The sequence below is a fragment of the Streptomyces sp. M2CJ-2 genome (assembly GCF_016757295.1).
Lineage (GTDB): Bacteria > Actinomycetota > Actinomycetes > Streptomycetales > Streptomycetaceae > Streptomyces.
Genome location: NZ_JAESIF010000074.1, coordinates 1 through 14428 on the forward strand (window position 1 = coordinate 1; position 14428 = coordinate 14428).

Consider the following 14428-nt stretch of genomic DNA (forward strand, 5'->3'; position numbering starts at 1 on the left):
TGCAGAAGCGCATCGGCCTGCTGGAAGAGTCCGGCGCCACCGACGGCGTCACCCGCGAGATGGCCCGCACCGACCTGCGGTTCCGGCCCATCGTCCTGATCGTCGACGAAGCGCAGGTCGCCTACGGCTGCGGCGCCAAGGGCCCCGACAAGCGGCCCTACGGCGGAAGCAAGGCCACGTCCCGCTACTTCCAGGCCGTCAAGAAGATCCACGACCAGGGCCGCGCCGTGAACGTCACCATCTGGGAAGGCACCCAGGACCCGACAGACGAGAACCTGCCCAAGCGGTCCCGCGAGGGCAACCACATCCGCGGCTCCCTCGCCCTCGGCACCGAGTCGCAGGCGAAGATGGCGCTCGGCGAGGCCCCCGTGGACGCCGGCGCAGCCCCGCACAAGCTCCGCCGCGGCCTCGATCGGGGAACCCTGGTCGTCGCAGGCGAGGGCATTCCCCTCGAAGCGGGGCAGTCCTCCGTGACCGTCCGCACGCACTTCATCAGCGGCGAGGACGCCATCGTGCTCACCGACCGGGCCAAGGCCCGCCGCCAGGACGTCGCCACCGTTCATAAGCTGGAGATCGCAAAGCCTGTAGACCACCTCGGCGACCTGGCGGCCGTCGTGGGCCGGGAGAAGCGGGTGCGCACCACCGAGGTGCTGCACCGGCTGAAGAGCCGCAACCATGCCGTCTACGAGCACTGGACCGGTGCCCGTCTCAAGGCGCTGCTGGCTGAGTACGGCGAGGAGCCCGGCACCCTCGACGGCTACCCCGTGGTGAAGCTGGAGAGCGTCGAGAGGGCCCTCGAACGGCGGGCGGAGGAGCTCGCAGAGGCTCAGTGACCCGGCAGTGGGCAGTGACTTTCCACTCGGAGCGTCACTGCCCCGCCCCACTGGCGTTGATCAGCGCAAACGGCGATCAAGTGAGGCAGTGAGGCCGCTCCCAGGGACCTTCAAGTGCCCCCGGAAACGGCCTCTCTGACGCCCACCGCAAGCTCACTCACTGACAGGCAGCGGGGCCCGGCCTCGCAGCCCCCGGCAGTTCGTAACGATCAGGTGAATAACACCAGATCGATGCAACCACGCAGCAGCTCCACAAGTCACACACTCACAAGTCACAACGCAAGTCCCAGGGGGGACCATGAGCCAGCAGTACCCGCCCCAGCCCCAGCAGCCCGGCTACGGCGAGCCCCAGCAGCCCGGCAGCAACGGCCTGGCCACCACCGCACTCGTCCTCGGCATCATCGCCGTCGTAGTCAGCTTCATCCCCGTCCTCAACGTTGTCGTCTGGCCGCTCGCGCTCCTTGGCATCATCTTCGGCGCCATCGGCCTGTCCAAGGCGGGCAAGGTCCGCAAGGGCAAGGGCGCCGGCATCACCGGCCTCGTCACGTCGGCCGTAGCGATCATAATGTTCTTCGCCATGAACGCCCTGTTCTTCTCCGCCGTCGACAAGGCCAGTGAGGAGCTGGACAAGTCGTATGACTCCGCCACCGCCGGCGACGGTAAGTCCAAGACCGGCGGCGCCAAGGAGTCCGAGGTCATGAAGGACTTCAAGGTCACTAAGTGCGACGTGGTCACCGGCGACCTCGGCATCAAGGAGATGGCCATCCACGTCGACTACGCCAACAACGGCGACCGCCGATACTCGTACTTCGTTGAGGGCGAGGTCCTGGCCGACGGCAAGAAGGTCAACGACTTCATGTCAACCGCCGAGAACCTCGCCCCGGGCCAGAAGTTCACCGACAAGGACGCTGGTGCGCTGGTGATCGCGGACGAGATCAAGGACGCCAAGAAGCTCGAGTGCAAGACCATCAAAGCGTCCCGAACTGACTTCTGATCGCTGACGTCGCGCGACGCTGACCACCACCCCCAGGCCCCGCCGCGCACCCCACAGCGGCGGGGCTCGCTGCATCATGGAGACCATGGAGTCGCAGATCATCCGCCCTGGCTACCTCACCGCCCACCAGACCGCGCGCGTCCTCAGCATCAGCCTCGGCGGCGTCCGGCTGCTCGTCCACCGCGGCCAGCTGCACCGCGCTGGAGGCAGCCCACGGCAACCCTGGTACGCCGTCGAAGACGTCCAGGCTCTCGCTGCCAAGCGGGCCGGCAAGGACGTTGCTTGACCGCAGGTCAGACAGCGTGTAACGATCTCGGTGAACAACTGTGCCCACAACCGGCACCACAGACGCACGCACTAGTGACAGATCGCGCGACCTCACCGCATGCTGTCCTCCATGCCAGAGCATCAGCACATCCTCGACGGGAAGAACCGGGACCTGACCATCGACGACCTCAAGCAGTTCGTCGACAAGGCCAGCAAGGACAGCGCAACCACCAAAAGCACGGTGTACGTGGAGACCTCGGGCCGCAAGCTCCGCAAGATATGGGTCGACCTGTCGTCTCCGAACTGATCAACCCGGCGTCGCCCGGCGACTGCGCCCCGATCTCCCCGGTCGGGGCTTCGCCATGTCACAGCACCGTCACCACATGCCACAGCACCGTCACCACGCCTTCACCATTCCCCCGCATGCTGCATGATGGACGCTCAGCATCAGCACTCCATGGGGGGACCATGCGCACCCGCACCACCACCGTCGGCATCCTCGCCTTACTCGCCCTCACGCTCACCGCATGCGAGGGCACCGAAGACACCGGCTCCAGCAAGCCGGACACCGCCGTCGAGGACACCAGCAGCCAGGAGTTGCAGGACACGGGCGCGCCCGACAGCGACGCCAGCGCCGACGAGCCCGAGGCGGAGGCCGCCACTCTGCCCGACTTCACCGGCCAAGAACTCCAGGCAGCCCAGGACGCCGCCCAAGCCGCCGGCTTCTACATGCTCACCTCATCCGACGCCACCGGGCAGGGCCGCATGCAGGTCCTCGACCGCAACTGGACCGTCTGCTCTCAAACACCGGCCCCCGGCGAGCACCCGACGGACACCACTGTCAACTTCGACACCGTCAAGATCGGCGAAAGCTGCTGAACCACCCGAACGCTGAAGTGCCTACATGAGGCACCACAGACGCACGGCGAAGCCCCGACCGCACAGGGATCCGGTCGGGGCTTCGCCGTGTCACAGCATCATCACCAGGTCTTCACTGGCCCCCCGCATGACGGATGATGGCCCCGCCAGGCCCACCGTCCTGGCGGGGCCTTCCGCATGAAACGATTCCCCCACACCATCAACATGCCCATGGGGGGAGACCGTGAACAACCGCACCATCGCCGTCGGCGCGCTGCTCCTGGCCGTCGCGCTCACCGGCTGCTCCTCGTCCGACAACGGCGAGGCGAGCAACAAGCCGACCCCTGCCGCCAGCAGCTCGGCGAGCACCCCGGCCGCCGAGGAGCCGAAGCAGGACATCGACGAAGCCGCCCTCGAGGAAGCCGTGCGCAACTACACCCGCGCCCTCTTCAGCGGCGATGAGAGCGGCTACGACACCCTGTCCGCCCGCTGCAAGAAGCAGATGACGAAGGCGTCGTGGGTGGGCATGGCCGAGGGCGCGCACCAGCAGTACGGCGCGCAGAAGGTGACCGACCTCAAGGTCGACCAGCTGTCTGGTGACCTCGCGCGCGTCTCCTACGGTGCGGGCAATATCCCGCAGTTCGATCGGGAGTCGCAGTCGTGGGCGCGCGAGGGCGGGACGTGGCGCTGGGACGCCTGCCCGTCCACCGGCTGACGCCCGTAGTTGCATTCTGCGCGCACCATGCCCGATCATGGGCCTCACGTCCGGCGTGCCCGGACACTGAACGCGAAACGGCCCCCACCACCACGGCGGGGGCCGTTCGCGTCCCCAGACGTCCGCGCAGGGCCCCACCCGATCGCTCACGTGCGGGTTGCTGCTGGCGCACGCCCTGCGCGGACCTGACTCCCGCTGCCCGGCGAGGCTCCCGAGGAGGGGGTCACGTAGCCGGGGCCAAGTGCTCGTGATGTTGCGTGCGCGCAGCGACCGGGCAGCGGGCCAACGTCACAGGACGGCCACACGACTTTCACGACCGCTACCCATGGCGGATGATGCCCCCTGAGCTCAACTGTCCAGGGGGGACAACATGTTCAAGAGAGACCCGGAGAAGGCCGCCCAGCGGGAAGCAAAGCGAGCCGAGAAGCGCAGGCTGCGTGAAGAGTGGAACGCCAATAGGAAGGCCGAGAAGGAAGCCCTCGCCGAATGGCGGCGCACACACCCGGCCGAGAAGACGCTCAACACCGCATGCATGCTGCGCTCGTGGCCCAGCTCCAAGTTCGGCGAGACAACGCTCGGACCCATCCTCGGCGGCCATGCCGAGTTCGTCGACGCAGGCGCACACAAGGCATGGACCGCAACCCGGCTCGTCGCCGGCGCCGCCACCCTCGGTGTCTCAGCCGCCGCCACCGGACGCAAGAACAAGGGCGCCGCAGTCATCAACGTCACGTTCGGCAACGGGGCAGCTCAGACGTACAACGTGACACCCGAGACGGCCACGCTGCGCGCCGCCAACCAGTACGTCAACGCGTTCAACGCCCTCGCCGCCCAACTGGCCGCCGAGGCAGAACAGTAGTAACCGGAGGTGGCGCCCGTGGCCAAGCGTTGGGACGGGCGCCCCTACCGCCGCCTCACCGCCGAGATCCGCCGCCGCGGTGACCCGTGCTGGCTGTGCGGCCACGACATCGACCTCACCCTCGACCCACGCTCGCCTTGGTCCTTCACCGTCGACCACATCCGCCCGCTCTCCCGCGGCGGTGACCTCCTCGACCCCGCCAACGCCCGCAGCGCGCACCGTCGGTGCAACAGCCGCAAGGGCAACCGCGTCGCACCCCGCAGCACCGGCCCGGCCTCCAGGAGGTGGTGACCATGCCTGCGCAAGCCGCCCCCTTCACCCTGCGCCTCGCTGACGGACGGGCGTGGGCCGGAGCCGAGTTCCCTGGTGGCTTCGTCTGCGTTCACCACCCCAACGAGATCAACGTGTGCACCATCGCTGCGTCGCTCGCCGCGCTGACCGAAGACCGGTCGCCCGGCGACCCGCTCCACGGTGCGCAGGTCGAGCGACACGGGTGACGGCCCATGCTGTACGTCATCTGCGGCCCGCCGGCCGCGGGCAAGTCCAGCTGGATCGCCGCCCGCGCCAAGCCCACCGACATCGTCATCGACCTCGACCGCATCGCCCTCGCACTCGCAGGCCCCGACGCCCCGTCCTGGCAGCACGACGAGGTCCTGCTGAAGGTGGCGCACCGGGCCCGGTTCGCAGCCCTCGACGAAGCCGTCAAGCACCGCGACCAGGTCGACGTCTACCTCATCCACACCATGCCTAGCGCCAAGGCCCTGGCCCGCTACCGCAGGCTCGACGCCCGGATCGTCACCGTCGACCCCGGCGAGCAGATCGTCCGGCAGCGCGTAAGGGACATGCGGGCACCAGGCATGGACGCCGTCGTGTCCCGCTGGTACCGGCAACGCAAGCGGCTCGGACCGCAGGCGGTGAGCAGGCAGGCGTCACGGGAGTGGTGACCACCACCCAGGCCGGCGCCCCGTCCCTGCCCAGGCGCCGGCCCGGCCGACACCACCACACGACCAGCCGATGACCACCGCGACCACGGCCTGAGCGGCTTCGATCCCGAGCTTGGCCGCCAGGGGGAGGGGGGGCCGTTGGCCCACGGGGATCCGGAGAGCGGGCGACCCAAACGCCCTTCGTGGTCTGTTTTGCGCGCGACCCGATCGAGCCGCTATCCCGCTGAAGCAGAGGCCAACGGAATAAGCGATGCGACCCACATGCACCCTGCGCCCCTTGTGTCAGAATTTGCAGTTTGGTTGCTCGCTTTGCTCCTAATCCGCTGATGTCAAGGCCAGCGGAATAGCGACTAGATCATGGGGGGCGTCATGGGCTTCGTCGCCGAGGCGATCGCCGCCGAGATCGTCCAGCTCGCCGTCGGCGAGCGCGCGCCCGGCCTGTCCGAGCTCGCCGAGTCGCTGGCCCGGTCCGTGGACGAGGCGGTCGACAACCCGTCGGCGAAGGCCGCGGCGGCGCGGGAGCTGCGGGCGGTGATGAAGGAGCTGCGGGCGCTGGCCCCGGTGAAGAGCGAGGGGGGTGCGCTCGATGACCTTGCTGCCAAGCGTGCGCAGCGGCGGGGAGCTTGAGCCCGCTGTCCCCGATGCCCGGGGCGCCCAGCGTCCCCGCGTCGTCACTGTCCCGCCGTTCGTGTCGAGCGCGGGGCAGGAGGCGGTGGAGCTGGCGGCCGTCGCGGGGCTGGTGCTGGACGACTGGCAGCAGTTCGTGCTGCACGTCGGCCTGGGCGAGCGGGAGGACGGCTCCTGGTCGGCGTTCGAGACGTGCGTGAACGTGCCGAGGCAGAACGGCAAGGGCGGCATCATCGAGGCCCGGGAGCTGTGGGGGCTGTTCCTCGGCGGTGAGCGGCTGATCCTGCACTCCGCGCACGAGTTCAAGACGTCCATCGAGGCGTTCCGGCGGATCGAGGCGCTCATCATGAACTGCGATGAGCTGCGGAAACGCGTCGCGCGGGTGCGGCGGACGACCGGCGAGGAAGCGATCGAGCTGCTGAGTGGGCAGCGGCTGCGCTTCCTCGCCCGGTCGGGCGGCTCCGGCCGTGGCTTCACCGGCAACTGCAACATTTTGGACGAGGCGATGATCCTCGGCGACGACGCCATGGGCGCGCTGATGCCGACTATGGCGGCCGTGAAGGACCCGCAGCTGTGGTACCTGGGCTCTGCCGGTATCGGCGGGCCGTCCATGCAGCTGGGGCGGTTGCGGCGGCGTGCTCTGGCGGCGATCGAGTCGGGGGTGCCGGATCCGTCGTTGGCGTACCTGGAGTGGAGCATCAGCCCGCATGCGCGGGAGTGCCCGACCGGCTGCACGGAGCACGACGATCCGGAGTCGCCGGTGTCGGCGGCGCGGGCGAATCCGGCGCTCGGCTACCGGCTGACGCTGGAGCACACCGAGCGGGAGCGCCTGTCCATGGGGCCGGAGGTGTTCGCGCGGGAGCGGCTCGGGGTGGGCGTGTACCCGTCGGACGGGGCGGATGCCTGGCAGGTCATCGGTGAGGACGCCTGGCGGGCCCTGGTGGACCCGGCGTCGCGTCCCGCGGACCCGGTGGCGTTCGCGATCGATGTCACGCCGGAGCGCAGTCACGCGAGCATCGGTGTGGCCGGCCTGTCCGGTGAGGCGGTGCACGTGGAGGTCGTCGACAACCGGCCCGGGGTGGGCTGGCTGGTGGAGCGGGCGAAGGAGCTGCATGAGCGGTGGGGGCCGCGCTGCTGGGTCGTGGACGGCGGCTCGGCGGCCGCGTCCCTCATCCCCGATCTGGAGGCCGCCCTCGAGTGTGAGGTCGTCAAGCCGAAGGCCCGCGAGGTCGCGGCGGCCGTCGGCCAGTTCTACGACGCGGTCACCGAGGGCCGTCTCGTGCACCTGGACCAGGCGCCGCTCGCCGTCGCCCTCGCAGGCGCCCGCAAGCGCGACCTGGGGGACGCGTGGGCGTGGGCGCGGCGCGGTGTCGACGTGGACATCAGCCCGCTGGTGGCGGTCACGTTGGCCCGCTGGGGCCTGACCAGCGATGTGGCGGAGCCGGAACCGGAGGTGGAGCCGTGGGTCGCCTACGGGTGACGAGGTGGACGCGGGCGGCCCGGGCCCGGCTGGGCTATTGGTCGGGCTGCGGGGTCCTCGCCGTCGGTGTTGGGCTCGAGTTCGGGGTGGGTGCCGGCCTCATGTCGGCGGGTGTCCTGCTGGCTGGGTCGTGTCTGCTGCTGGTGGAGACCGACGAGGACGACGACGGGAGGACGCGGTGACGAGCCTGTGGCAGCGCGCACGGCGCCCTGCGGTGTCCTCCCGGCTGGATGAGTCCTGGTCGGTCGGCGACAACGTCTACTACGGGTCAGCGCGGGTGTCGGACGGCCGGGAACGCCCCGGTCCTTACGACTTCGAGGCCGCGGTCCAGCGGATCTACAAGGCGAACGGTCCGATCTTCGCTTTGATGATGGTCCGGCAGATGGTGTTCTCCGAAGCCCGGTTCCAGTTCCGGCAGATCCGTAACGGCCGACCGGGGGATCTGTTCGGTACGGCCGCGCTGGAGCCCCTCGAGCAGCCGTGGCCGGGCGGTAGCACAGGGGATCTGCTGTCGCGGATGATTCAGGACGCGGACCTCAACGGGAACGCGTTCGTGACGCGTCTGGACGACGGCAGGCTGCGGCGGCTGCGGCCGGACTGGGTAACGATCGTGACCGGCTCACAGGAAGAGCCGTCCGCGCCCGGCGACGCGATCGACTCGGAACTGGTCGGCTACGCATACACACCGCCCACAGCGGATCCGCAGTGGCTTCTGCCGGAGCAGGTGGCGCACTTCGCTCCGATCCCCGACCCCGAGTTCTCGTTCCGCGGCATGTCCTGGCTGACGCCGGTGCTGCGGGAGATCACGGCAGACCAGGCGACGACCCGGCACAAGCTGAAGTTCTTCGAGAACGGGGCCACCCCGCAGCTGGTGGTGTCGCTGGACCCGTCGGTGACCGCCGAGAACTTCGCCAAGTTCAAGGCCGCCATGGACGCCTCCCACCAGGGCGTCGACCACGCCTACAAGACGCTGTACCTGGGCGGTGGCGCGGACGTCACCGTGGCAGGTAAGGATCTGCACCAGCTCGACTTCAAGGCGACGCAGGGCGCTGGGGAGACGCGGATGGCGGCCGCGGCCGGTGTGCCCTCCGTCATCGTCGGCTTCTCCGAGGGCCTGGCCGGGTCGTCGCTGAACGCGGGCAACTACGCCTCCTCGAGGAGACGGTTCGCTGACGGAACGATGCGGCCACTGTGGCGGAACGCTGCCGGGTCGCTCGCCGAGATCATCGACGTGCCGGCCAGCGCGGAACTCTGGTACGACGACCGCGACATCGCGTTCCTGCGGGAGGACCGCCGGGACGCGGCCGAGATCCAGGGCATTCAGTCCCGCACGATCCGCGCCCTCGTCGACGCCGGCTACGAACCGGACAGCGTCGTCGCCGCGGTCCAGGCCGAGGACTACAGCCTGCTGCGGCACTCGGGCCTGTACAGCGTGCAGCTGCAGAAGCCCGGTGGTGGTCTGCCTGCCGCCCCCAACGACTCGACTACGGAGGTGTCCTGATGGACGCGTTCATGCGGTCCTTCCCGCTGGAGGACATCCGTGTCCGTGCCGGTGGGGACGGGCGGACCGTGGAGGCCTACGCGGCCGTGTTCGACACGCCGACGGAGATCACCGACCAGGACGGGCACTACCTCGAGGTCATCGACCGCCGGGCGTTCGAACGCACCCTGCAGCAACTCGCCCCGGCCGGGTCCCGGTCAACGTGGCGGGTGGGGGTCTTCTACAACCACGGCCGCACCCTGTGGGGCACCCCGTCCGAGCGGGGGTCGATGCCGATCGGCACACCGGTGGAGGTCCGGGCCGACACCCGCGGCCTGCTCACGGTGACCCGCTACAACAAGACGGAGCTGGCCGACGAGGTCCTGGAGAACATCCGCGAGGGTGCGATCACCGGCCAGAGCTTCACGGGCCGGTTCACGCGCTCCGACCCCGGCAAGACGCCGCGCGCGGGGTGGCGCCCGGACAGCTCCGGGAAGCTGAAGACCGTCAAGCGGCAGGAGATCGCCCTGAAGGAGTACGGGCCGACTCCGTTCCCCGCCTACCCGGACGCCGCCGTGATAGGTGTCCGTGCCGAGCAGCTCGTACAGCTCCTGGGCCAGATGCCCGACGAGGAGCGCGAGCGGCTCGCCCTGATGCTTCGGACCGGCACCCCGCTGGACTCGCCCGCCGAGGGCGATCCGGAGGGCCCGCCGGCCGCTGGTGACCCCGCAGACGCGGGCCCCGCCGCCGAGGACCCGCCCGCAGGGCACTCCGTTCGGCAGAAGATCGCGTGGGCGAAGGTCCGCGCTGAGATCAAGGCCAGGAGGGCCCTGTGACCACGAAGCGAAAGAAGAAGAGCGACAAGCTCAAGGAGCAGCTGGAGGCGATCCGCTCCGAGCTCCTGGAGCTGGACGAGGTGGAGGAGCCGACCGAAGAGCAGGCCGAGCGGGCCACCGAGCTCCTGGGCGAGTTCGACACCACGCAGGAGGCGTACACCGAGCAGGTGGAGCACGAGAAGCGGGTGGAGGCCGTCCGTGCCGCCTCGCTGGTGGAGGGCGGCCAGGAGCGGTCCTCGGGCCCGGACGTACTGTTCAAGTCCCGTGTGAACCCCTACGAGGGTCTGGAGGGCGTGCGGGGCGCGAACCTGCACGACCGGACGGCGGTCGCCGACCTGCGCTCGCGTGCGCTGACCGCGATCGACGACGCGGGCGAGGAGCTGTCGGCCGACCAGCAGGAGCGGGCCGAGCGCCTGATCCGCGGCGACCGGCGCGGCCGCATCGCCCAGCACATCCTGCTCACCGGCTCCCCCGAATACGCGCGCGCCTTCGAGAGCCTCCTCGCCAACTCGGGCAACCCGGCACTCCTCGACGGCGACGAGCTGGACGCATACAAGCTGGCCGAGGCGCACCGCCGCGCGATGACCCTCACCGACGCGGCCGGCGGGTTCCTGGTGCCGTTCACCCTGGACCCGACGATCATCCTGACGAACGCGGGCTCCGCGAACCCGTTCCGTCAGATCTCCTCGGTGCGCACCATCACCACCGACACGTGGAACGGTGTCTCCTCGGCTGGTGTGACCGCCGGGTGGCTGGACGAGGCCGACGAGGTCACCGACAACTCGCCGGCGTTCGGGCAGCCGTCCATCAAGCCGGAGAAGGCCGCGGCCTGGGTGCAGGGGTCGTTCGAGGTCCTCGCCGACTCCGGATTCGCCGCCGAGGTCGGCCCGCTCCTGTCGGACGCCAAGGACAACCTGGAGGCCGCTGCCTTTGCCACTGGCGACGGCGCCGGCAAGCCGAAGGGTGTCGTCACCGCTGTCGGTGCCGTGCCCGGCTCGGTCGTGGCGTCGGCGGCCGCGCTGTCGTACACGGTCGACGACGTGTACGCGCTGGACGCAGCGCTGCCGCCCCGGCACCGGAACACGGCGAACCCGTCGTGGGTGGCGTCGAAGGCGACCATCAACGCCACCAGGCAGTTCGATGACTCCGGCGGCTCCAGCTTCTGGGCCAACCTGGGGATGGGCCAGCCGGAGCAGCTGCTCGGTGCGCCGATCTACGAGTCGTCGTCCATGTCGTCCGCGCTCACCGCGGGCGACTCGAAGCCGCTCCTGGTCGGCGACTTCCGGCAGTTCTACATCGTCGACCGGGTCGGCATGACGATGGTGTACGAGCCGCTCGTGAAGGGCGCCAACGGGCGACCGACCGGCGAGGCCGGATGGTTCTGCTACTGGCGCGTCGGTTCCGACGTCGTCAACCCGGACGCCTTCCGCCTGCTGAACATCAAGGCGGTCTGACCCCTGACAGGTGGGAGGCCCGCGCCGCTCTGGCCCGGGCCTCCCCGTCTGCCTGGAAGGAGGCAGTCATGCAGCGTGCGAAGAAGGTCATCTTCACGCCCGGGCGTCGGGTGGCGAAGGGCGAGCTGTTCGACGACGATGATCCGTTCCTCAAGGGCCGCGAGGTGCTGTTCGAGCACGTCGACGTCCCGGCGGCGTCCGTACCAGAGCCGGAGCCCGCGAAGCCGGTGGCGAAGAAGGCTGCGCCGAAGCCAGCGCCGAAGAAGACCGCGGGGTGACCCGTGGCTCTGCTGACGCTGGATGAGGCGAAAGCCCAGCTGAACGTCACCAGCGACGTCAACGACCTCGAGCTCGAGGCGTACATCGAGGCAGTCGGCCCGGTCATCGAGCGGTTCGTCGGCCCGGTGGAACCGCAGCAGATTGTGGAGACCCATGACGTGCCGCGTGACGGCGGCCGCGTCCTGGTCCTGCGCCGTCTGCCCGTCCTGTCGCTCACCTCGGTGGTGCCGCTCCTGACAAACGGCACCACCTACGACGTCAGCACGCTGGTCCTGGACAGCGACACGGGCGTCGTGCAGCGCGCCAACGGCGGATGGCTGCGAGGCCCGCTACGGGTCACCTACCAGGCCGGCCGGGCCAGCATCCCGGCGACGATCAATCTGGCGGCGCGGATGCTGGTACAGCACCTGTGGCGGACACAGAACGCGGGCCGCGGCCCGGTCCTGGCCGGCGGCGACGACTTCTCCGTCTCCGAGCCGATCCCCGGCTTCGGCTATGCGGTGCCCAACCGGGTGCTGCAACTGCTGGAGCCGTACCGACTTCCTCCAGGGGTGGCATAGATGGGCTCGCGTGTACCCGAGGTCATCGACGCGCTGGTGGCGCTCGGCGCGGCCGACACGGCCCTGGCCGAGGTGCAGGTGTCGGACGGGCCAGAGGTCACCGAGACGAGCGCACCGGACTGGCTGGTCATCGGATTTGACGGCGACCCCAACGGCGATTTCCAGGCCGCGAACACCGTGGGCGGCTGGACCGACTTCGGCACCGGCCGCGAGGAACAGTTCCAGATCACCGTGGCGGCAATTGCTTCACGGGGTGACACCGACGTGCGGGCCGCCCGGGCGCGGGCGTATGAGATCGGCGGCCGGGTGGAGGCGTGGCTGCGCGCGGACCCGAGCATCGGGCTCGGGCGCGGCCAGGTCGAGGCCGCGATCGAGGCCAGCCAGTTGACGCAGGACCAGACGAGCCAGGGCGTACAGGCGGTGCTGCTGCTGACGATGGCTGGCCGCGCCTTCACGTAGGAGAGGGGAGCCGCGCCATGGTGCGGATGCGGCACGAGGGTGTCGAGCAGGAGATCGAGGTCGCGGAGATCTCGGTGACGCAGTACGAGCGGTCGGGCTGGCAGGTCGTCGTCGACGACGGCCGGGCGATCGGGACCAAGGGCACGGCGAAGAGCCGGCAGACCGAAGGGAATGAGAGCTGATGGCGACTTCGATCCAGGCGTCGACCCGGTACTACCGGCGTGGCGTCACGAAGGTGCTGTGGGTGCCGACGATCGCGAACCTGAACAGCCCGACGCGGGCGGAGCTGGACGCGGGTACGGCGCTGGAGGGTGAGACCGGCGCGATGGCTGGCTGGCAGACCACATCGGCGACCGTGCCGACTCCGGCCCTCGGCTCCCGTTTCACGCCGGTGGTGGGCGGCGAGATCACCGCGTCTGATTCCTCGCTCACGTTCTGGGCGAGCAAGGACGGCGACGACGTCCGCACGCTGCTGGTCCGCGAGGCTGTGGGCAACATCGTGTGGATGGACGAGGGCGACGTCGACGGCCAGACCATGGACGTCTACCCGGTGACGGTCACCTCGCAGGCCAAGGTGCGCGAGCTCGACACCGCGGCGCAGATCATGTGCCAGTTCGCGATCACCAGCGAGCCCAGCGAGAACGTGACGATCCCGGCTGCGGCGGGCGGCTGAGCAATGGCCGGGTCGGTTCGGATCCTGGGCACTGGCCAACTGCTGACGCTCAGTCGGCGGATGCGGTCGGCGGGCGGCCCGCGGCTGCGGGCCAACTTCGCCCGCCGCATCCGGCGGGCCGCCGAGCCGCTGCACAAGGACCTGCAGAAGGCGGTGCAAACGCTGCCCCTGCAGTCCGAAGGACGGAAGCGAAAGCGGGACGGCCGCATGCCGCACGGGGGCCCGTCGCCGACGACCCGCCCGTTCCGGCAGATGCTCGCTGACAGCGTCCGGCTGTCCGTGAGGACATCAAGCAATCCGGGCGCGCGTATCTGGATCGATCGGAGCCGGATCGAACCGAAGGCCCGGAACGTGCTGAACCAGATCAACCAGACCGGTCGGCTGCGGCACCCGGTGTTCGGCAACCGCAGGCGCTGGGCGAACCAGCGGTCCGAGGCGGGTTGGTGGTCGCGCAGGGTGCAGGCCGGTACTCCCCGGATGCAGGCCGAAGTGGAGCGGGTTCTGCGCGATGTGCGCCGGGACCTCCAGTGAGAGAAGGGCACAGATGATCATCACGTATGTCGGGGATGACGGCGGCACGGAGCGCTGGTCGACGGAGGACCTGTCGGCGCTCGAGGCGGCCGCTGTCGAGGAGGCCGTGGGCGGGGACATCCCGTGGCGCGGCATCGAGAACCTGCTGCGGGCGCAGGACGTCACCGCCCTGCGGGCCGTGCTGTGGGCGTTCCGCCGGCGGGAGAACAAGGACCTCGAGTTCTCGACGTTCGACGTACCCAACTGGAAGCGCAGGCTGAAGGCGCGCATCGAACGTAGCGAGCTCGACGACGTGTTCGCCAACGCGATGCGGCAGGCCCTCGAGAAGAACGAGGACTCCCTGATCGACGCGATGCTGCCCGACCTGCGCAACCTAGCCGAGGACCCGGACGACGTCGACCGAGCGCTCGACGCTCTGGGAAAAGGCCACTTGACGCGCCGCCAGAGGGCATCCGAGGGCTGATCACCGAGTACCGGTGGCTGCTCGCCCACCTGCTGCACATCCGACCGTGGGAGATCGGTCGGCTGTCCGCCGATGAGCTGGAGTCGGCGGTGGCCTGGATCCAGCACTACGCCGCCACA

22 protein-coding genes and 1 pseudogene are annotated in these 14428 nt (G+C 69.6%); all 23 read left to right on the forward strand.

Annotation, left to right across the window (positions count from 1 at the left end; genetic code table 11):
- Positions 1-833, forward strand: a pseudogene (locus JL475_RS32555) (ATP-binding protein); the annotation flags it as partial.
- A 298-nt stretch (positions 834-1131) separates the two neighbouring features.
- Entirely contained in the window at positions 1132-1827 is a 696-nt protein-coding gene (locus JL475_RS32560; protein WP_202281784.1) for a DUF4190 domain-containing protein, read from the forward strand.
- An 85-nt stretch (positions 1828-1912) separates the two neighbouring features.
- On the forward strand, positions 1913-2113 hold the full coding sequence (locus JL475_RS32565) for a hypothetical protein (RefSeq protein WP_202281786.1): 201 nt from the start codon (positions 1913-1915) through the stop codon (positions 2111-2113).
- A 111-nt stretch (positions 2114-2224) separates the two neighbouring features.
- The gene (locus tag JL475_RS32570) at positions 2225-2401 is read left to right on the forward strand and encodes a hypothetical protein (RefSeq protein WP_202281788.1); all 177 of its coding nucleotides are present in this window, start codon (positions 2225-2227) and stop codon (positions 2399-2401) included.
- Positions 2402-2562: 161 nt separating this feature from the next.
- Positions 2563-2973, forward strand: a complete 411-nt coding sequence (locus JL475_RS32575) for a hypothetical protein (protein WP_202281790.1) — start codon at positions 2563-2565, stop codon at positions 2971-2973.
- 223 nt (positions 2974-3196) lie between these two features.
- Positions 3197-3667 carry a nuclear transport factor 2 family protein gene (locus JL475_RS32580; protein ID WP_202281792.1) on the forward strand — a complete coding sequence of 157 codons (471 nt, stop codon included), beginning with the start codon at positions 3197-3199 and terminating at the stop codon, positions 3665-3667.
- 370 nt (positions 3668-4037) lie between these two features.
- Positions 4038-4523, forward strand: a complete 486-nt coding sequence (locus JL475_RS32585; RefSeq protein ID WP_202281794.1) for a hypothetical protein — start codon at positions 4038-4040, stop codon at positions 4521-4523.
- Positions 4524-4541: 18 nt separating this feature from the next.
- A complete protein-coding gene (locus tag JL475_RS32590) occupies positions 4542-4814 on the forward strand; it encodes an HNH endonuclease (protein WP_202281805.1) in 273 nt (90 codons plus the stop codon).
- 2 nt (positions 4815-4816) lie between these two features.
- Positions 4817-5020, forward strand: a complete 204-nt coding sequence (locus tag JL475_RS32595; RefSeq protein ID WP_202281806.1) for a hypothetical protein — start codon at positions 4817-4819, stop codon at positions 5018-5020.
- Between the two features lie 6 nt (positions 5021-5026).
- Positions 5027-5467, forward strand: a complete 441-nt coding sequence (locus JL475_RS32600; RefSeq protein WP_202281807.1) for an AAA family ATPase — start codon at positions 5027-5029, stop codon at positions 5465-5467.
- Positions 5468-5824: 357 nt separating this feature from the next.
- Positions 5825-6094 carry a hypothetical protein gene (locus JL475_RS32605; RefSeq protein ID WP_237408954.1) on the forward strand — a complete coding sequence of 90 codons (270 nt, stop codon included), beginning with the start codon at positions 5825-5827 and terminating at the stop codon, positions 6092-6094.
- A complete protein-coding gene (locus JL475_RS32610) occupies positions 6054-7574 on the forward strand; it encodes a terminase (protein WP_202281808.1) in 1521 nt (506 codons plus the stop codon). Before JL475_RS32605 ends, JL475_RS32610 begins: the two co-directional genes overlap by 41 nt.
- Positions 7571-7756 (forward strand): hypothetical protein, encoded by a 186-nt coding sequence (locus JL475_RS32615; protein WP_202281809.1) that lies wholly within the window; start codon positions 7571-7573, stop codon positions 7754-7756. Before JL475_RS32610 ends, JL475_RS32615 begins: the two co-directional genes overlap by 4 nt.
- Positions 7753-9075, forward strand: coding sequence for a phage portal protein (locus JL475_RS32620; RefSeq protein WP_202281810.1), 1323 nt, complete (start codon positions 7753-7755; stop codon positions 9073-9075). The genes JL475_RS32615 and JL475_RS32620 overlap by 4 nt, the downstream gene beginning before the upstream one ends.
- Positions 9075-9890 (forward strand): HK97 family phage prohead protease, encoded by an 816-nt coding sequence (locus tag JL475_RS32625; protein WP_202281811.1) that lies wholly within the window; start codon positions 9075-9077, stop codon positions 9888-9890. Before JL475_RS32620 ends, JL475_RS32625 begins: the two co-directional genes overlap by 1 nt.
- Entirely contained in the window at positions 9887-11344 is a 1458-nt protein-coding gene (locus JL475_RS32630) for a phage major capsid protein (RefSeq protein ID WP_202281812.1), read from the forward strand. Before JL475_RS32625 ends, JL475_RS32630 begins: the two co-directional genes overlap by 4 nt.
- A 68-nt stretch (positions 11345-11412) precedes the next feature.
- On the forward strand, positions 11413-11622 hold the full coding sequence (locus JL475_RS32635; protein ID WP_202281813.1) for a hypothetical protein: 210 nt from the start codon (positions 11413-11415) through the stop codon (positions 11620-11622).
- A gap of 3 nt (positions 11623-11625) precedes the next feature.
- Complete coding sequence (locus tag JL475_RS32640) at positions 11626-12183, forward strand: head-tail connector protein (RefSeq protein WP_202281814.1); 558 nt, start codon at positions 11626-11628, stop codon at positions 12181-12183.
- Entirely contained in the window at positions 12184-12642 is a 459-nt protein-coding gene (locus tag JL475_RS32645; RefSeq protein ID WP_202281815.1) for a hypothetical protein, read from the forward strand. It abuts the gene before it with no gap.
- Positions 12643-12659: 17 nt separating this feature from the next.
- Positions 12660-12824: a hypothetical protein gene (locus JL475_RS32650; RefSeq protein ID WP_202281816.1), complete on the forward strand. Its 165-nt coding sequence runs from the start codon at positions 12660-12662 to the stop codon at positions 12822-12824.
- Positions 12824-13315: a hypothetical protein gene (locus tag JL475_RS32655; RefSeq protein WP_202281817.1), complete on the forward strand. Its 492-nt coding sequence runs from the start codon at positions 12824-12826 to the stop codon at positions 13313-13315. The genes JL475_RS32650 and JL475_RS32655 overlap by 1 nt, the downstream gene beginning before the upstream one ends.
- A gap of 3 nt (positions 13316-13318) precedes the next feature.
- Complete coding sequence (locus tag JL475_RS32660) at positions 13319-13846, forward strand: hypothetical protein (RefSeq protein WP_202281818.1); 528 nt, start codon at positions 13319-13321, stop codon at positions 13844-13846.
- A 13-nt stretch (positions 13847-13859) separates the two neighbouring features.
- The gene (locus JL475_RS32665) at positions 13860-14309 is read left to right on the forward strand and encodes a hypothetical protein (protein WP_202281819.1); all 450 of its coding nucleotides are present in this window, start codon (positions 13860-13862) and stop codon (positions 14307-14309) included.
- Positions 14310-14428 lie beyond the last annotated feature (119 nt).

Bases quoted from the DNA above. Each gene is read 5' to 3' on its own strand.
- JL475_RS32595 (WP_202281806.1), top strand. From the start codon at position 4,817: ATGCCTGCGCAAGCCGCCCCCTTCACCCTGCGCCTCGCTGACGGACGG.
- JL475_RS32600 (WP_202281807.1), top strand. From the start codon at position 5,027: ATGCTGTACGTCATCTGCGGCCCGCCGGCCGCGGGCAAGTCCAGCTGG.
- JL475_RS32585 (WP_202281794.1), top strand. From the start codon at position 4,038: ATGTTCAAGAGAGACCCGGAGAAGGCCGCCCAGCGGGAAGCAAAGCGA.
- JL475_RS32645 (WP_202281815.1), top strand. From the start codon at position 12,184: ATGGGCTCGCGTGTACCCGAGGTCATCGACGCGCTGGTGGCGCTCGGC.
- JL475_RS32635 (WP_202281813.1), top strand. From the start codon at position 11,413: ATGCAGCGTGCGAAGAAGGTCATCTTCACGCCCGGGCGTCGGGTGGCG.
- JL475_RS32665 (WP_202281819.1), top strand. From the start codon at position 13,860: ATGATCATCACGTATGTCGGGGATGACGGCGGCACGGAGCGCTGGTCG.
- JL475_RS32605 (WP_237408954.1), top strand. From the start codon at position 5,825: ATGGGGGGCGTCATGGGCTTCGTCGCCGAGGCGATCGCCGCCGAGATC.
- JL475_RS32655 (WP_202281817.1), top strand. From the start codon at position 12,824: ATGGCGACTTCGATCCAGGCGTCGACCCGGTACTACCGGCGTGGCGTC.
- JL475_RS32565 (WP_202281786.1), top strand. From the start codon at position 1,913: ATGGAGTCGCAGATCATCCGCCCTGGCTACCTCACCGCCCACCAGACC.
- JL475_RS32625 (WP_202281811.1), top strand. From the start codon at position 9,075: ATGGACGCGTTCATGCGGTCCTTCCCGCTGGAGGACATCCGTGTCCGT.
- JL475_RS32660 (WP_202281818.1), top strand. From the start codon at position 13,319: ATGGCCGGGTCGGTTCGGATCCTGGGCACTGGCCAACTGCTGACGCTC.
- JL475_RS32570 (WP_202281788.1), top strand. From the start codon at position 2,225: ATGCCAGAGCATCAGCACATCCTCGACGGGAAGAACCGGGACCTGACC.
- JL475_RS32560 (WP_202281784.1), top strand. From the start codon at position 1,132: ATGAGCCAGCAGTACCCGCCCCAGCCCCAGCAGCCCGGCTACGGCGAG.
- JL475_RS32610 (WP_202281808.1), top strand. From the start codon at position 6,054: ATGACCTTGCTGCCAAGCGTGCGCAGCGGCGGGGAGCTTGAGCCCGCT.
- JL475_RS32575 (WP_202281790.1), top strand. From the start codon at position 2,563: ATGCGCACCCGCACCACCACCGTCGGCATCCTCGCCTTACTCGCCCTC.
- JL475_RS32650 (WP_202281816.1), top strand. From the start codon at position 12,660: ATGGTGCGGATGCGGCACGAGGGTGTCGAGCAGGAGATCGAGGTCGCG.